A 13,787-nucleotide genomic window follows, 5' to 3' on the forward strand; every position below is an offset into this window, starting at 1 on the left:
CCTTAAGACAGGCTTGTTATAGAAGAATTCATCCGGCGCAACTGGCCACGAATGCTGGCGTCTAAAACTTGAGAGCCAATTTTAATAATCACACCGCCAATGAGGTCAGAATCGATACTTGTTTGAAGATCAACCTGGGCCGCTTGACTCATATGTTTCACTTTTTCAGTGATGGCTTGACGTTGCTCTTTGGTGAGTTCCACCGTTGAGGTCACTTCTGCCAAAACCGTATTGTTGAGTTTGCGCAGTAATGTCTGATAGTACTTGCAAATACCTTCTAAGAAGATGATGCGTCGTCGATCAATCAAGAGCAGCAAAAAATTGAAGAATTGCTTCTGAACCCGCGATTCAGCTAACTGCCGAAGAACGGCCTTCTGAGCATCGGCGGGGGTCAGTGGATTGACCAAGAAATCTTTCAGGTCAGTAGAGGTTTCCAAAAGACTGAGGACAAAGCTAATATCTTCACCAATCTGGTTGGTGAGGTTGTTGCTTTGAGCCACAGACATTAACGCCTCGGCATAGGGTTCAACAATTTTGGAGCTAACCATGCTTTGTGTCATGAGTTGCCTCCTAGCAAGGCAATACTTTGATCGACTAATTTCCGCTGGGCGGATTCATTATTCCCTAACTGATTTTTCAAATCAGCTTCAACTTTCTCTAGGGCCATAGCGGTAACGCGCTGTCGAATTTCTGAGATCGCACGTTCCTGACTAGCAGAAGTATCTTGAGATCCAGCATCTTTGATGCGTTGAATCTCTGTTTTCGCTTCAGCCAGGATTTGCTCTTTCGCTTTACTTGCATTGGTCTGGGCATTAGCCAGAATCTTTTTCGCTTCTGCTTGGGCTTGAGCAAGCTTCTCTTGCTCTTCTGCCAAGGTTGCAGCAGCTTTTTCTTGATTGGCTTCAGCTTCGGAGATCGCGGTTTCAATGTCTTCTCGTCGCTTAACTAGGGATTTCCCTAGAAAGCCTCGACCAAAATAAATGAGTAATCCAATAACGATTACCAAGTTGACGACATTGGCTTCCAGAATATCAAAGTTAAGGCTGTAACCACCAGCCTCAGCTAGTTGTGGAAACCCAGTCATGCCAGCGCTTGCCGGCCAATTAAACATCCCCATGTTTATAGTCCTAACTGCGGTGCTGTGATGGCTTATGCCAGGGTTGAGCCTAAGAGCTTATTGAGAATTTGCTGGCTGAGGGTATCAACCTGCTTCTCTAATTCGCCAAAGGCAGACTGTTTCTGTGACTCGAGTTCGGCTTGAGCTTTCATCACTTCAGCTTGAACTTGCTGTTGGGCTTCAGTGATTTGTGTTTGAGCAATTTTTTGGGCTTCGGCTTGAGCATCTGCCAACACTTGTTGTGATTGCTTTCGCGTGCCTGCCAACTCCTGTTCATATTGCTCAGTTAAGCTCTTGGCTTTAGCCAAACGCTCACGGGCTTCAGTGTTGTTGGTACGAATAAAACCATCTCGCTCATCAATCGCTTGAGTGAGGGGTTTGAAGAACACTGCGTTCAACACAGCAACCAACAAAAAGAACTGGAACATCATCAATGGCAACGTGCCATTAAAATCAAACATTGTTTTGCTCAGTCTAAAAAAGGGTCAGATTCAGAAAAAGTCGGAGTTGTAGCTGAAGGTAATGAGCACTTAAAGAAGCGCCATCTAGATTCAATACAACTAGAAACGGAGAAGGGACGTTACGCGAACGTCCCTCACTAACCTATTTAGGCGAAAGGGTTGGCGAAAAGTAGAACTAGGGCAATCACCAAACCATAAATGGTTAGGGATTCCATAAACGCCAAACACAACAACAAAGTGCCTCGGATTTTTCCTTCTGCTTCGGGCTGACGGGCGATCCCTTCTACCGCTTTTCCAGCAGCATTACCTTGAGCAAGAGCAGGGCCAATTGTAGAGATGCCAATTCCCAGGGCAGCAGCTAATACAGAAGCAGCAGCGACTAACGGATCCATAATGCTTTTTTCCTTATTTTGAAATAGAACAACAAGGTAGACCTTACACAGGTTGTCAGACTTTAGATGCCTGCACCAGCCACTAATTTTGGAGTCAATCGGTTACTGAATCAGTAACCTGACTTTGAGGTTAGTGGGCCTCTTCTCCGTCCCCATGACCTTCTAACGACTCGTGAATATAAGCACCAGCCAAGGTCGCAAAGACCAATGCTTGAATACCGCTGGTAAATAGTCCCAGCAACATCACAGGCAAAGGCACAATTAAGGGAACGAGTAGCACCAAAACTGCAACCACTAGCTCGTCGGCAAGGATGTTACCAAACAGACGAAAACTAAGGGAAAGCGGCTTGGTGAAATCTTCAAGAATCGCAATTGGTAGCAGTACCGGAGTGGGTTCGATGTACTTGCGAAAGTAACCGAGACCTTTTTTCCGAAATCCTGCGTAAAAGTAAACAAACGAAGTACACAATGCCAAAGCGACAGTGGTGTTGATGTCGTTTGTGGGTGCTGCGAGTTCTCCCTCGGGAAGACTAATAAGCTTCCAAGGGAATAGAGCACCGGACCAATTGGAGACAAATATGAATAGAAAGAGCGTCCCGATGAATGGCACCCATGGACGGTATTCTTTCTCGCCAATTTGATTTTTGGTCAAATCACGGACAAACTCTAGCGCGTACTCCATGAAATTTTGGAGACCACTAGGAATGCGCTCAACCTTGCGGGTTGCCAGCACAGACACAATGACTAAGATGCCGATGACGATCCAGGATGTAATCAGAACCTGACCATGAACCTTTAAGCCACCGATCTGCCAGTATAGGTGCTGACCCACCTCTAAACTTGCTAAAGGCAAGGTGGTGAACCAATTAAAAGAATCTAGCAGAAGGCTGCTGTGATGCATAATACGCCCAACCTCGTTGGAACTTCAGGCAAAAAAATAGGGGCATTCTGTCGATTTCTCAGGAATTAGTTGAGGGCGACAGAACTGCAGACCACAAGACGAAAAAGAGGATGCCAACTTTGTAGGTTAGAAATCCTAAAAAAACAGGTAGGACTTCTAACTGATTCCACTTAGCTGCCACGACAATGAGGATGACAAAAACACCTAGCTGGCCTTTGCCGACTTGGGTATTCCCGCTTCCTAACTGTTCAACGTTCTTCGCCAAAATCCTTAGGTATAGCACTCCGACGGATGCACCGAGCAAATAGCTGCTGGCAACTTTCAGAGAGTACACCCACCAAACAGGGCCAAAAAATAACCCTGCTATAACTGAAGATGAAATTATCAAGCCATTTTTGAATTGATAAAAGTCATCCATCGAATCTCCTGCTTGAGAGATCTGCGATTCAACTGGCTCACTCTCGCTTGAGGTGGCACCGGGCTGAAGGGGAGTATCTGACAATTCCACAGGCTAGAAATTTGGTTTGGATGCGTTACTGCAGGCCAAGGCCAATGATATCACGGCTGGGTAACATTACTTAATGAATAACCTTGAGAATCTAAAATTTAACCCAAAGATATTCTGGTCATTTTTGTTTATGTGCCTAGGGGGATGTTCGATGGCTAAAAAGCTTGATATTTCGCCTTCGCAAGTGCAACGTTCTCCATTGCCAATTCAGACTCCTAAACAACCTGAACAGCTGCAGCAACAGGTAATCCCTGTCTCTGCTGACAAAAACTTAAAGTCGGTACAGCCTTCTCAGTTAAAGGCTTCTAATGATGGTGTAGTGATGAATGCGATCGCAGGTTGGAACCGGGATTTGCAGGTCAAAGACGTATATTACGATTTGTATCTACCGCCACAATTACAAGAAAATCCCAATCCTCAGCGTCCCTGTTTAGTCGTTTTACCAGGCTGGGATTTCCCCCGGGCTAGCTGGGTGGAAAACACCAACTTAGTCGACTTTGCCGATCGGTATGGCTATGTGTTGTTGCTCCCTGAAATGGACAAGACCCTCTATGCCAGTGCCTACCATCCCGAAACCACCCTCAAGTGGAATAGCATTCCGGGGGGAGCATTCATCAAAACAGTGTTTATCCCCGCAATCCAGAAACGCCACCAACTACTCCTGCCGGGTCAACACAATACCCTGCTGGGTCTCTCTACTGGAGGCCGAGGGGTAGCTCTGATTGCCCTTGAAAATCCAGGACTATTTGTGGCGGGTGCCAGTTTGTCGGGAGACTTTAGCCAGGAGAATACCCCTGAAGATCGACTGATGACTGCTCTGTATGGTTCTTTTTCTCAATTTCAATCCCGTTGGCTCGGTCGAGATAACCCGCAAGCTCGGGCTTCAGAATGGACCATGCCCATATATCTGTCCCACGGCAAAGCAGATAACATTGTGCCAGAGTCTCAAAGTCGCCTATTTTTTGAAGCCATAAAACAGCAGCAATCGTCTGCAGTTGTGGAGTATCATCCAGTGGCTGGTGCAGGCCATGATTATCCCTATTGGGGAAGCCAATTAGAGGCCGTTTTCAAGTTTATTGACCAGCCCCGATAGTCTGGCTGTTTCGAATGTTCCTGTTGAACACATGCGCATTGTTGCCTATCTCTACCAGGACTTAACGTGGGAAACAAAGTTAGAACCCACCATTTGGGGATGGGAAGTGGATCGGGTTTATCAGGATTTAGATTGGCGACGGTCCCAACTCACGGCGCTACTAGCGGACTGTCAGACTGAAATACCTGACTATTTACTGGTGATACGGCTGGAAGATTTGGGAGAATCCCTGAGCCAGGTCACAGAGAATTTAGTGCAGCTTGAAGGACTAGACATCTGCATTGTTGCGATTGAGCAAGACTACCAATCTCCAAATTTCAAGCCAGGGCTGGCAACTCTTGATCAGAATGGTGCAGAAAGTGCCGATTCATCCCAGCTTTTGGTGTTACTAGAGGCAATTCAAGCAGAGCAGCGCAGTCGGCGCATTCGCCATGGCCATGCCCAAAACCGGATCAAACGACGTCCGCCCCCAGGGAAAGCTCCCTATGGCTATAAGCGAGGCAAAGATCGATATGTGATCGATCGCACGGTTTCTCCAGTAGTAAAAGACTTTTTCGAACATTTCCTCCTCTATGGATCTTTGCGTGGGTCTGTGCGGCATATTGCCAAGAAGCATGGCAAAAAGATATCGGTTTCTACTGGACGGCGATGGCTGACCAATCCCGTTTATCGGGGAGACTTAACCTACCAAAACCAACAGGTAGTGATGGACACCCATACGCCCCTGCTTTCCCGAGAAGAAGGAGCCCAAGTAGATCGGCTTCTGCGCCGCAACCGCAGTATGACGCCTAGGGCTGCGAGTGCACCTCGATCTCTTTCAGGAATTGTATTTTGCGCCACCTGTCAATCTCCCATGACCATCTCGCGAGTCATGCCCCGAGGTAAAGGCAAGGAATATCTCTACCTACGGCCAACGAAGTGTCCTGAAAAGCCGAGATGTCAGGCGATTTCCTATGACAAGATTTTGCAGAAAACGATTCAATCCATTTGTGAAGAACTTCCCCAGGCAGTGGCTGGGGTCAACCAACCGATCCTGAATCAATTTAAACAAGGTGTAGATACTGAAATTGCAGCAAAACAAGCCATTTTGTCTCAATTACCTGCACTGGTCGAAACCAAAGTTTTGGACCAATCTACAGCCGATTTACGAGCCTACAATGTGCAAACTGAAATTGCAGAGTTAAAAAGTCGATTGGCTCAACTCCCCCCGGTGAACTTAAAGGAAATTGCCCAAACCGTATCCATCGATCAGTTTTGGATGGATCTATCAGAATCTGAACGACGCTTTTATTTTCGAGAGTTTATTCGCCAGGTGGATCTGATTCGAGATGGCAAAGACTGTGATATCAAACTAAATTTCATGTTTTGAGAAGTATTCCAGGCAAAGACTTTTAATAAGTAAAATACTTAAGGATCTACTTATTAAATATAAAGTTAGGGTTTTGTCTCATTGCTAGTTTCTTTTGGGTTGGATTTGGAAGATTCAGGTCCAAATTCTTCTTGCATAATTTCTTGCAAGAGCTGAGTGATTTCTGGTAGCAAAATATCGTTGGATTGAGCCAATGCTTCTTTAGTCAATTGAGGCAAAGTTGCGATCGCTTTTCGTCCTGTCGGCGTTTGATAGAACTTGATTAAGTCTTTTAGCTCTTTCTCTGTATAGTACTTGGCATACAGATTCGTGCTAATTTCCTCAGTTATTTCACCAATGTTGATCCTACTGGGTAATAATTCTCGATAACGCTGCACCATTCGTTGGGTGGTGGCCGTAACGCGGTTGAGCAGTTTATCTCCTTGTAACTGGGTGCGATCGCGAATGACATTCGCCAACACCTTCGGCAATGTTTCCTCCATATTCGCCAACATGGCCTCTAGGCGCTGCTCCGCATTTTTTTTCTGCTCCGTAATCCTCAACAGCCGCTGAATCAGAGCTAATTTTTTGGCAGAAGGGGGGGCTACAGTTTCTTTAGGCAGGGTAGTTTTCTTGGGTTTGCCCTTGGAATCACTGTTCTGGGTATCTAAGGTCGGTATAGCCGATTTGGTATCCTTCGATTTCGTCTCAGAAGCAGCGGGGGTTTGCTGATCCAGATCGGGGGATGACGACTCTTTTGATTTCTCTGTTGATGGGGCAGCTGGCTCAACAGTTGCAGCATCTTCCTGAATGGAGGTTGTCTGCTCTTCCGCCTTCACCTCAACGGGGATACCTATTGGAGTACCCAGCATTGTCATCGATAGACCCAATAACCCAATTCTCACACCCCAAGATTGAACCAAAATGCCTGCACTCCTGATAACCGTAAACAACGTATGGGTGCCAGTTTAGCAATTCCTTAATGGCATCATTATTTTGCCTCCAATGGTTAGAGTATTTAACTCTATTACAGGTTCATTTCAAGCGAAGTTCTGGTCCAAAAGACTCTTAGAATTAAGCCATAGGTTGTATTTAAGATCCTGACCATGCCTAAGACTCCATCCCAAGCCAGTACCGCATGGCATAGCCCACTATGGTACCAACGTTTTTTTGCCTGGGCTATGGCTACGGCTGCCCAGGGTTATGAAACGAAAATGGCCGATCGCAAACGACAACTGTTTGAAAATTTACAAGGGGAAGTCTTAGAACTGGGTCCCGGTGCAGGGCCAAACCTGCCTTATTTCAAACCTCATATTCATTGGTTAGGACTAGAACCCAATCCCTATATGCACCCTTACCTCCAGCAGCAAGCGGATGAGTTAGGGCTAAATATTGAGGTACAGACTACGACTCTAGCCGACATTGCTATTTCCGATAACAGCAAGGATGTCGTCTTATGTACTCTGGTTCTCTGTTCAGTCCCAGATTTAGAGTCAACGGTTCAAGATATTCTGCGGGTGCTGAAGCCGGGGGGGCAGTTTCTGTTTATAGAACATGTCATGGCTCCCGCTGGTAGTTTTCTGCGCCAAGTCCAAACGGGCCTTTGTCCTCTTTGGCAGGTGATAGGTGATGGCTGCCGCTTAGATCGAGAGACCGGTAAGGTGATTGAATCTGCTGGATTTGCCAATGTCGATTATCAAACCTTTGAAGCGCCTGTCCCTATTGCTGTCGTCAAACCCCACATTATGGGTGTGGCGACTAAAGCCTCTTAATCCTCACAACTTCCTCAAACTCTTTGTTTAATTTGGATATATCGGATAGAGGGGAGAGCTAAATCCCCATCAAGCTTATTTTGGTTGATATCGGGAGGATTTCTCATGAATACAATCCGTCGCCAGGATAATTTCTGGCACCGTGACCCCTATGGAACAGTATTTTCAGGTTTGCTTATGCTGTTATTTCTGATTTTTTCCATCGCATCACTTTTTTAAAGGGGGTGATGCAGGACGGAGAGGGTGAATCTATCTGGAGAGGAGATTCGCCCTCTCGATGGCAAGCATGCAGAGGGAAAGCTTATGAATTCAACTCAACTGTTACGAGACTATGGTTCTGGACAACGTGGTTTCCAGAATGCCTATTGCCATCAGATTGATCTGCGGGGCGCAGCCTTAAGTCAGATTCATTTGAGTGGGGCTGATCTGAGTCAAGCTGATTTAGCCAGTACAAACCTGAATGGTGCCAATTTGAGTTGCGCCAATTTGACGGATGCTGATTTGAGTCAAGCTGATCTTCGCAGTGCCAATTTGAGTCAGGTTAACTTGATTGGCGCTGATTTAAGTGGTGCAAAATTGGGGCGGGTTAATCTCAAAGGGGCTGATTTGCGGTGTGCGAACCTTAGCCATGCCGATTTTACTGGGGCTTGTTTGGATGGAGCCGAATTGAGTGGTGCCGAGTTAAATGGAGCCAACATTACCCAAGCAGAATTAAGCCAAACAGCTCGACACAGTGGTGAACCCCACCAATGGGTGAGTTGGGCAGGAAGCCACCAGTAGGTTAATACTCTATCTCCCTACCTGGACTAAGTTATGACCTCTGAATTCGGTTTTGAATAACCGTTATATTGAGGAAATGGCATAGCCTCACGAAGTGTAGGGAGATTTGGGTGAAGACAGTCTACAAAGACAATTGGTTTGATCGGGCCTTTATCTGGTTGTTCTCAGTAAAGATGGCCCAGGTGGTGGGCAAAGAAAGTGAACTAGCGGGTTATGAAGGGCTGGTTGATCTGTCTGTACAAATTATGCGAGGCCGAAATGCTAAGCAGCAGCAGGAAGCCTTGGCTACGGTATTGCGATCGCTCATCCCCAGCTTTGTCTTACTCGGGATCCGCACTCTGTTTAATCCTACTAAGCGCATCCTCGAATGGAATGCTTGGTTTGCCAGCCGGATGTTTACCTGGCTGGTGGGTCCCTGCGATCTGACGGAGGTGGAAGTCGAAGGCGAGAACGGGCAACTCCGCACGCAACGAAGTGGTCTCCACATTCAAAAATGTCGCTATCTAGAGGAAAGTGGCTGTGTGGGCATGTGTGTGAATATGTGCAAGTTACCCACCCAAGACTTTTTTGCCAAGGAGTTTGGCTTTCCCCTGACTCTAACCCCGAACTTTGAAGACTTGAGCTGTGAAATGGTGTTTGGTCATGCTGCACCTGCTATCGAGGAAGAAGCGGTCTATAACCAACCCTGCCTAGTGGGTGAATGCCAGATTGCTCAACCCAAAGCCCCGGCCTGCCCACAGATGAGAACGTCTTGAATGTATTCTCCGCTATAACTTCTAAGGGTCGTTGGAAGTTAGAAGATTCGGAACCCTATTGGTTGAATGTTGCTCAAAGAAAGCAAGAATCCTAGCTGATTTGATATGTCCATATCTCAAACTGGGCTTCTGACAATATCTCAGTTGTTAATGAGCTATAGTGCCTAAGGCAAAACGCCTCAAACTCATTCAGTGCCTGTTCAAATTCTTCATCTGATGAACGCCAACACAAACCGTAGGCTCGTACCTTCAGAAAACCAAGCAGCTCCTCAACCGTATTACTCACCAACCATTTTTTAGCAACTGCATAATTGGATCGATATCCTTTTTTACTGAAATAGTCCTCTACGCTAATCTCTCGGTTGCCCGTATGTCTGGGAGAAGAAGCGGGTGTATTGGTGCCCTTCGCCAAAATAGCTTTGAAGTAGGACTCAAACTCCATACGGGCAGGTGGTGTGATCCATTGGGCATTCAAATAGAATCCTCCAGACTTGAGGACTCGTTCTATCTCATCAAGAAATCGCTGCCAGTGAGAGACGGTATGCACCATATGGACCGTCAGGACAACATCAAAACTGTGATCGGGGAAAGAGAGATGAGAGGCATCTGCCTGAATCAGGGTCAAATTTGGGGGAATGCCCTTCAGCTTATTGCTAAATTGATCAAGCATTTCCTGGGAAATATCTATACCAGTGACAGAATAGCCCCGTTTCACAAGGGGCAGGACATTCAAGCCAGTCCCCACCCCAGGCTCTAAAAAAGAGGTGTCAGGCTTGGCATTAATCAGCTCCACAATAAAATCTGCGACCTCTTCTGCCACTGACTCCGACATCCAGCGGGTTTGGTCGTAGATTGAAGCGATGTTGTCGTAGTAATTACCTTGACTCATATTGCTGAATACTCAGAAGCACTCAGAGTTGATTAGAGCATCGTAAGCAAATGATTCCAAAACTATGGCTAACCCCATTCATGTCCACATTGGTTGCACCGCAGTTTTGGGTTAGTATCCATCAGATCACACCCACCCAAGGAAATCAATCCCTTGTCCAAATTTTGCTTCATTTGATCGTCAAAACTGGGTAATCCATACAAGATCAGAGCTGTATCTTGAGCGTCACAACTAGGACATGGCGTTTGATGGATTTCAGCAAGAAATTGGCGGTCGGCTGCAGCTTTTTCCTCTGCTTTAGCTTTAGCTTTTGCGGCGGCACGATATTTTTTACTATGGATTCTGGCCATGGTTCATCACAGGAGCTTGCCGTTGCTAACTTAGCTTTTGTGATGTGCAAACGCCTACAAAGAACTGGAATCTAAACTTTGAGACTCTTCAGGAGTTTGTGGCAAGTGCAAACCACATTCTTCCTTGAGTCCTTGGAATCGGGTGGCGCGGTCATTTTCATCTTCTGCTCCGACCGGGCGGCTAGAATGCCAGTCTCCAACAGTGGTATAGCCTAAGTCAAAAAATGGATGATAGGGCAAATCATGGGCTTGTAGATATTGATAGATATCTTTAGAGTGCCAGTTTAATATGGGTAGAACTTTATAGAGTTCGCCTTGGGATTCCACTCGGCGCAAAGATTGCCGAAAGTTCGTTTGCTTACTGCGTAATCCAGCCAGCCATGCGGTGGCCTGTAATTCTTGTAAAGCCCGCTGCATGGGTTCAACCTTCCGCATCTGATCGTACTGATTAAACGCTTTGACATCGTTGAATTCCCATAGCTTGCCGTAGAGGGCTTCCATGCGGGCGGGGCTGATAAGGGACTGATACACCTTGAGGTTGAGTTTTAGGCGTTCAGCCAATTTCTCGGCAAATAAATAGGTTTGGGAGGGTAAATATCCCGTATCGATCCAAATAACAGGTATATCAGGAACAACCTGCGTGACTAAATGCAGCATTACTGCTGCTTGGATGCCAAAGCTGGTACTCATCACTAAGCCATCCCCAAAGGTCTCAGCAGCCCAGCCGACGACATCTTCAGCAGATGCTTGATCAAACTTTTGGTTGATCTGATCTAAATCCATTTTTTTGCCCAAGGATCCCTTTTGATTGGAACCAGTTGAAGTGCGGAGGCCATGGGGTTCCCTGCTTTGTTCAGAAGGGGAGGCATCAATTAAGGACATTACAATACCAACGCAGGTTCAAATTCTATTAGTACCATGCTTTTTCTATCCGGGCTTGATGATTTATACAGTCCACCCTAGACGGATGCATCTATAGTTGAGGTTTAGATGTTTGAGGTTGTTCCTACCAACGCTAGACCCCATAGTGATGGCGTCATCTGGCCGGCTAGCTTTTGGAGCCAGCTTCACCATTGTCAGTTTCCAAAGTCTCTTCCATCGCATTATGCTGAGGGCTACAGTCGATATAAAGGATATAGCTGACGTGTCACTGGTATTTGTTCGCAAGCTGTCCAACACAGAAAAACGTAAAGCTGATTTGATGTTAGCTCTGACGGCTGAAGAACGGATGCGATCGCGCCATAAATTCCAAACTCCAGAGGGCCAAACCGTCTTCCTGCAGCTGGATCGAGGCACTGTTCTATATGATGGTGACTTGCTGCAATCTGATAGCGATACCGTATTGCGTATCGTTGCTAAACCCGAACCTGTTTTAACGGTCCAAGCCCCTACTCTTCTAGATCTATTGAGGAGTGCTTACCATTTAGGCAATCGTCACGTTCCCTTAGAAATTACACCGACCTGTTTACGTCTCGCGCCCGATTCGGTTTTGCGCAATATGCTGGAACAGTTGGGAATGGATGTGACGGAAGAATTGCATCCCTTTCAACCCGAAGCGGGCGCTTATGGTTCACAGGGAAACCATCATAGCCATTCCCATTAGCACCTGGGTTATCAATCCCGTGTTCTGATCTTAAAGTCTAAAATCATCTCATTGATTGTTGTAAGCTCCCATGAACCCTGATGTCATAGAAGAGCGTATTCGTTGGACTACCACAGATTTAGCATTGCTTCCTGAAAGTAGCAGTCGCTATGAAATTATTGATGGCGAGCTTTTTGTGACGCCTGTTCCTCACTGGCAGCATCAAAACGTTAGTGGCAATATTTTTGCAGAACTGCGTGATTGGTCTTTAGAGATGGGAATCGGTGAGTCAGTTATAGCTCCAGGTCTCGTTTTTAGCGATGTAGACAGCATTATTCCAGATGTAGTGTGGATCAGCAAAGGACGTTTAGCTGCTGCTTTGGATGAATCAGGACATCTTGTGGCCGCTCCTGAGTTAGTGATTGAGGTTTTGTCGGCAGGCACGGAAAACGAGCGCAGAGATCGCGAGGCCAAACTCAAGCTCTACAGCGTTCGCGGAGTGCAGGAATACTGGATTATCAATTGGCAATTGCAGCAAGTGGAAATTTACCGTCGCCAACAAGCAATGTTGAAATTGGTTACAGCGCTACTGGATGATGCAGAGACTATCGCTTCCCCCCTTTTGCCTAATTTTGCTTGTCCTCTATCACGATTGTTTATTTAGGAAGAGGGTGTCACCCTCAGGATGGCTTAGCTAAAGATAGGCTCTGGCTATAGTATTTGCGAATCACTTCTGCGGCCGGTTTGTTCTGGGGTGAGAAACCAGCGCCTTGTTGTTTGGGATTGGCCTCAATTGAGGGAATCCACTTCCACCAGTACACCCCAGCAAACCAGTCTTGCTGCCAGATGGTTTGGAAGAAGGCTTCATAGCAATTCGCTTGAGTACGTAAGCCCTCTGAGGTTGCTAGCTGGGTTGGATTGATTTCAGAGGTGTCGGGCCATTTCCACGGTTCTATGGCGGCATCTGAGGTACTGCGATACCCCAGTTCTGTGAAGATGACGGGTTTCTGATATTTGTTGTGGAGGGTTGCGATCGCATCCCCATATTGCTGCCAAGCCTGCTTCAACTCCGCTACTCTCGGTTCAGTTTTGGAGGCCAAGGGAAAATAAGCTTGAATACCAATAAAGTCCAAGGCATCCCAAAACTGAATTTGCTCATAGGCTTCATACCAGTTGGCAGCATAGGTGAGCTGCCCAGGATACACCTGCCGAATCTCAGCAATTAATTGTCGCCAGTCTTGTTCTCGTTCTACGGCTGTGGTCTGCAGTTCAGTGCCAATGCAGAGGATGGGAATATTCTGTTGTTTAGCCAACTGGGCGTAATGCAGAATAAACCGACGATAGTTGGTAAACCAGGTCTGCCAATCCGCCTCAGATTTCATTTTGATATCCGTCCGCCACTTACCTTCCTGGGGGCGAGTTAACCAGATATGTGGTTTTAAAAGGGTTTGAATGCCTCGCTTTTGAGCCAATTGAGTGGTGGTGCTCAGTCCCTCATCGGTCTCGCCCCACCAAACCCCTTTTGTGGTTAGTGCTAAATCAGGGGAATCAATATCCTGCTGCCACCCAAAAGGGGTTTGGACGATCCAATTCACATGGGCTTTAATCAGGGTGTCAAAATTCTCGGCAGAGATGGGGGTGCGTTCTGCTGTCCAAGACATCCCTCTCTGCTTAGCTCCGGGTTCAATTTGAACGACAGCTGGCGCTTGGCTGTCAACTTGGAAGATCTTGCAACCGACCACTAATAGCATGGTGAGACTCACCAGCAGGATAAACCTTTTCATGGAGATGAAGATGGATAGATGCTCTTTAGACTAACGGTTGTGCTGGATGTCAGAA

Annotated in this window: 18 protein-coding genes; 7 read left to right on the top strand and 11 right to left on the bottom strand. The window is 46.6% G+C overall.

The annotated features are described in order from the left end of the window. Positions 1 to 2 precede the first annotated feature (2 nt). From atpH to I1H34_RS16290, 6 genes are all read right to left on the bottom strand, one after another. Positions 3 to 560, bottom strand: coding sequence for an ATP synthase F1 subunit delta (gene atpH, locus I1H34_RS16265; protein ID WP_212662072.1), 558 nt, complete (start codon positions 558 to 560; stop codon positions 3 to 5). After that, positions 557 to 1,117: a F0F1 ATP synthase subunit B gene (locus I1H34_RS16270; RefSeq protein WP_212662073.1), complete on the bottom strand. Its 561-nt coding sequence runs from the start codon at positions 1,115 to 1,117 to the stop codon at positions 557 to 559. Before I1H34_RS16270 ends, atpH begins: the two co-directional genes overlap by 4 nt. A gap of 32 nt (positions 1,118 to 1,149) precedes the next feature. Next, positions 1,150 to 1,578 (bottom strand): F0F1 ATP synthase subunit B', encoded by a 429-nt coding sequence (locus I1H34_RS16275; RefSeq protein WP_212662074.1) that lies wholly within the window; start codon positions 1,576 to 1,578, stop codon positions 1,150 to 1,152. A 146-nt stretch (positions 1,579 to 1,724) separates the two neighbouring features. Continuing rightward, positions 1,725 to 1,970: an ATP synthase F0 subunit C gene (gene atpE, locus I1H34_RS16280; protein WP_010468088.1), complete on the bottom strand. Its 246-nt coding sequence runs from the start codon at positions 1,968 to 1,970 to the stop codon at positions 1,725 to 1,727. Positions 1,971 to 2,100: 130 nt separating this feature from the next. Continuing rightward, positions 2,101 to 2,871: a F0F1 ATP synthase subunit A gene (gene atpB / locus I1H34_RS16285; protein ID WP_212662075.1), complete on the bottom strand. Its 771-nt coding sequence runs from the start codon at positions 2,869 to 2,871 to the stop codon at positions 2,101 to 2,103. Positions 2,872 to 2,929: 58 nt separating this feature from the next. Beyond that, positions 2,930 to 3,379, bottom strand: a complete 450-nt coding sequence (locus I1H34_RS16290) for an ATP synthase subunit I (protein WP_212662076.1) — start codon at positions 3,377 to 3,379, stop codon at positions 2,930 to 2,932. A 151-nt stretch (positions 3,380 to 3,530) separates the two neighbouring features. Between I1H34_RS16290 and I1H34_RS16295 the strand changes: the two genes are divergently transcribed. Then, on the top strand, positions 3,531 to 4,472 hold the full coding sequence (locus I1H34_RS16295; protein WP_249369305.1) for an alpha/beta hydrolase-fold protein: 942 nt from the start codon (positions 3,531 to 3,533) through the stop codon (positions 4,470 to 4,472). Positions 4,473 to 4,503: 31 nt separating this feature from the next. Then, a complete protein-coding gene (locus tag I1H34_RS16300; RefSeq protein WP_212662077.1) occupies positions 4,504 to 5,841 on the top strand; it encodes a recombinase family protein in 1,338 nt (445 codons plus the stop codon). Positions 5,842 to 5,906: 65 nt separating this feature from the next. Here the strand turns inward: I1H34_RS16300 and I1H34_RS16305 are convergent, their stop codons facing one another. Beyond that, positions 5,907 to 6,743 (bottom strand): DUF2059 domain-containing protein, encoded by an 837-nt coding sequence (locus I1H34_RS16305; protein WP_212662078.1) that lies wholly within the window; start codon positions 6,741 to 6,743, stop codon positions 5,907 to 5,909. A 183-nt stretch (positions 6,744 to 6,926) separates the two neighbouring features. Here I1H34_RS16305 and I1H34_RS16310 point away from each other — a divergent pair, with 183 nt between their 5' ends. The 3 genes from I1H34_RS16310 (at position 6,927) to I1H34_RS16320 (ending at position 9,127) form a co-directional block, all read left to right on the top strand. Next, positions 6,927 to 7,592: a class I SAM-dependent methyltransferase gene (locus I1H34_RS16310; RefSeq protein WP_212662079.1), complete on the top strand. Its 666-nt coding sequence runs from the start codon at positions 6,927 to 6,929 to the stop codon at positions 7,590 to 7,592. Positions 7,593 to 7,895: 303 nt separating this feature from the next. Next, positions 7,896 to 8,372 carry a pentapeptide repeat-containing protein gene (locus I1H34_RS16315; RefSeq protein WP_249369307.1) on the top strand — a complete coding sequence of 159 codons (477 nt, stop codon included), beginning with the start codon at positions 7,896 to 7,898 and terminating at the stop codon, positions 8,370 to 8,372. A gap of 110 nt (positions 8,373 to 8,482) precedes the next feature. Beyond that, complete coding sequence (locus tag I1H34_RS16320) at positions 8,483 to 9,127, top strand: DUF4033 domain-containing protein (protein ID WP_212662081.1); 645 nt, start codon at positions 8,483 to 8,485, stop codon at positions 9,125 to 9,127. Between the two features lie 91 nt (positions 9,128 to 9,218). On the opposite strand, the gene I1H34_RS16325 is transcribed toward I1H34_RS16320, so the two are convergent. The 3 genes from I1H34_RS16325 to cysH form a co-directional block, all read right to left on the bottom strand. After that, entirely contained in the window at positions 9,219 to 10,016 is a 798-nt protein-coding gene (locus I1H34_RS16325; RefSeq protein WP_212662082.1) for a class I SAM-dependent methyltransferase, read from the bottom strand. Between the two features lie 68 nt (positions 10,017 to 10,084). Then, complete coding sequence (locus I1H34_RS16330; RefSeq protein ID WP_212662083.1) at positions 10,085 to 10,366, bottom strand: hypothetical protein; 282 nt, start codon at positions 10,364 to 10,366, stop codon at positions 10,085 to 10,087. Between the two features lie 54 nt (positions 10,367 to 10,420). Beyond that, positions 10,421 to 11,149, bottom strand: a complete 729-nt coding sequence (gene cysH, locus I1H34_RS16335) for a phosphoadenosine phosphosulfate reductase (protein ID WP_212666300.1) — start codon at positions 11,147 to 11,149, stop codon at positions 10,421 to 10,423. 361 nt (positions 11,150 to 11,510) lie between these two features. Here cysH and ureE point away from each other — a divergent pair, with 361 nt between their 5' ends. After that, positions 11,511 to 11,969 carry an urease accessory protein UreE gene (ureE, locus tag I1H34_RS16340; RefSeq protein ID WP_212666301.1) on the top strand — a complete coding sequence of 153 codons (459 nt, stop codon included), beginning with the start codon at positions 11,511 to 11,513 and terminating at the stop codon, positions 11,967 to 11,969. 70 nt (positions 11,970 to 12,039) lie between these two features. After that, positions 12,040 to 12,612, top strand: coding sequence for a Uma2 family endonuclease (locus I1H34_RS16345; protein WP_212662084.1), 573 nt, complete (start codon positions 12,040 to 12,042; stop codon positions 12,610 to 12,612). A 16-nt stretch (positions 12,613 to 12,628) separates the two neighbouring features. Here I1H34_RS16345 and I1H34_RS16350 read toward each other — a convergent pair whose 3' ends face one another. Beyond that, positions 12,629 to 13,732: a glycoside hydrolase family 113 gene (locus tag I1H34_RS16350; protein ID WP_212662085.1), complete on the bottom strand. Its 1,104-nt coding sequence runs from the start codon at positions 13,730 to 13,732 to the stop codon at positions 12,629 to 12,631. Positions 13,733 to 13,787 lie beyond the last annotated feature (55 nt).

This window comes from Acaryochloris marina S15, from assembly GCF_018336915.1.
GTDB lineage: Bacteria > Cyanobacteriota > Cyanobacteriia > Thermosynechococcales > Thermosynechococcaceae > Acaryochloris > Acaryochloris marina_A.

What these genes read in the sequence shown, in the direction of transcription:
- atpH (WP_212662072.1), bottom strand. Translation starts at nt 560, where the DNA reads ATGACACAAAGCATGGTTAGCTCCAAAATTGTTGAACCCTATGCCGAG.
- I1H34_RS16270 (WP_212662073.1), bottom strand. Translation starts at nt 1,117, where the DNA reads ATGGGGATGTTTAATTGGCCGGCAAGCGCTGGCATGACTGGGTTTCCA.
- I1H34_RS16275 (WP_212662074.1), bottom strand. Translation starts at nt 1,578, where the DNA reads ATGTTTGATTTTAATGGCACGTTGCCATTGATGATGTTCCAGTTCTTT.
- atpE (WP_010468088.1), bottom strand. Translation starts at nt 1,970, where the DNA reads ATGGATCCGTTAGTCGCTGCTGCTTCTGTATTAGCTGCTGCCCTGGGA.
- atpB (WP_212662075.1), bottom strand. Translation starts at nt 2,871, where the DNA reads ATGCATCACAGCAGCCTTCTGCTAGATTCTTTTAATTGGTTCACCACC.
- I1H34_RS16295 (WP_249369305.1), top strand. Translation starts at nt 3,531, where the DNA reads ATGGCTAAAAAGCTTGATATTTCGCCTTCGCAAGTGCAACGTTCTCCA.
- I1H34_RS16300 (WP_212662077.1), top strand. Translation starts at nt 4,504, where the DNA reads ATGCGCATTGTTGCCTATCTCTACCAGGACTTAACGTGGGAAACAAAG.
- I1H34_RS16310 (WP_212662079.1), top strand. Translation starts at nt 6,927, where the DNA reads ATGCCTAAGACTCCATCCCAAGCCAGTACCGCATGGCATAGCCCACTA.
- I1H34_RS16315 (WP_249369307.1), top strand. Translation starts at nt 7,896, where the DNA reads ATGAATTCAACTCAACTGTTACGAGACTATGGTTCTGGACAACGTGGT.
- I1H34_RS16325 (WP_212662082.1), bottom strand. Translation starts at nt 10,016, where the DNA reads ATGAGTCAAGGTAATTACTACGACAACATCGCTTCAATCTACGACCAA.
- I1H34_RS16330 (WP_212662083.1), bottom strand. Translation starts at nt 10,366, where the DNA reads ATGGCCAGAATCCATAGTAAAAAATATCGTGCCGCCGCAAAAGCTAAA.
- cysH (WP_212666300.1), bottom strand. Translation starts at nt 11,149, where the DNA reads ATGGATTTAGATCAGATCAACCAAAAGTTTGATCAAGCATCTGCTGAA.
- I1H34_RS16345 (WP_212662084.1), top strand. Translation starts at nt 12,040, where the DNA reads ATGAACCCTGATGTCATAGAAGAGCGTATTCGTTGGACTACCACAGAT.
- I1H34_RS16350 (WP_212662085.1), bottom strand. Translation starts at nt 13,732, where the DNA reads ATGAAAAGGTTTATCCTGCTGGTGAGTCTCACCATGCTATTAGTGGTC.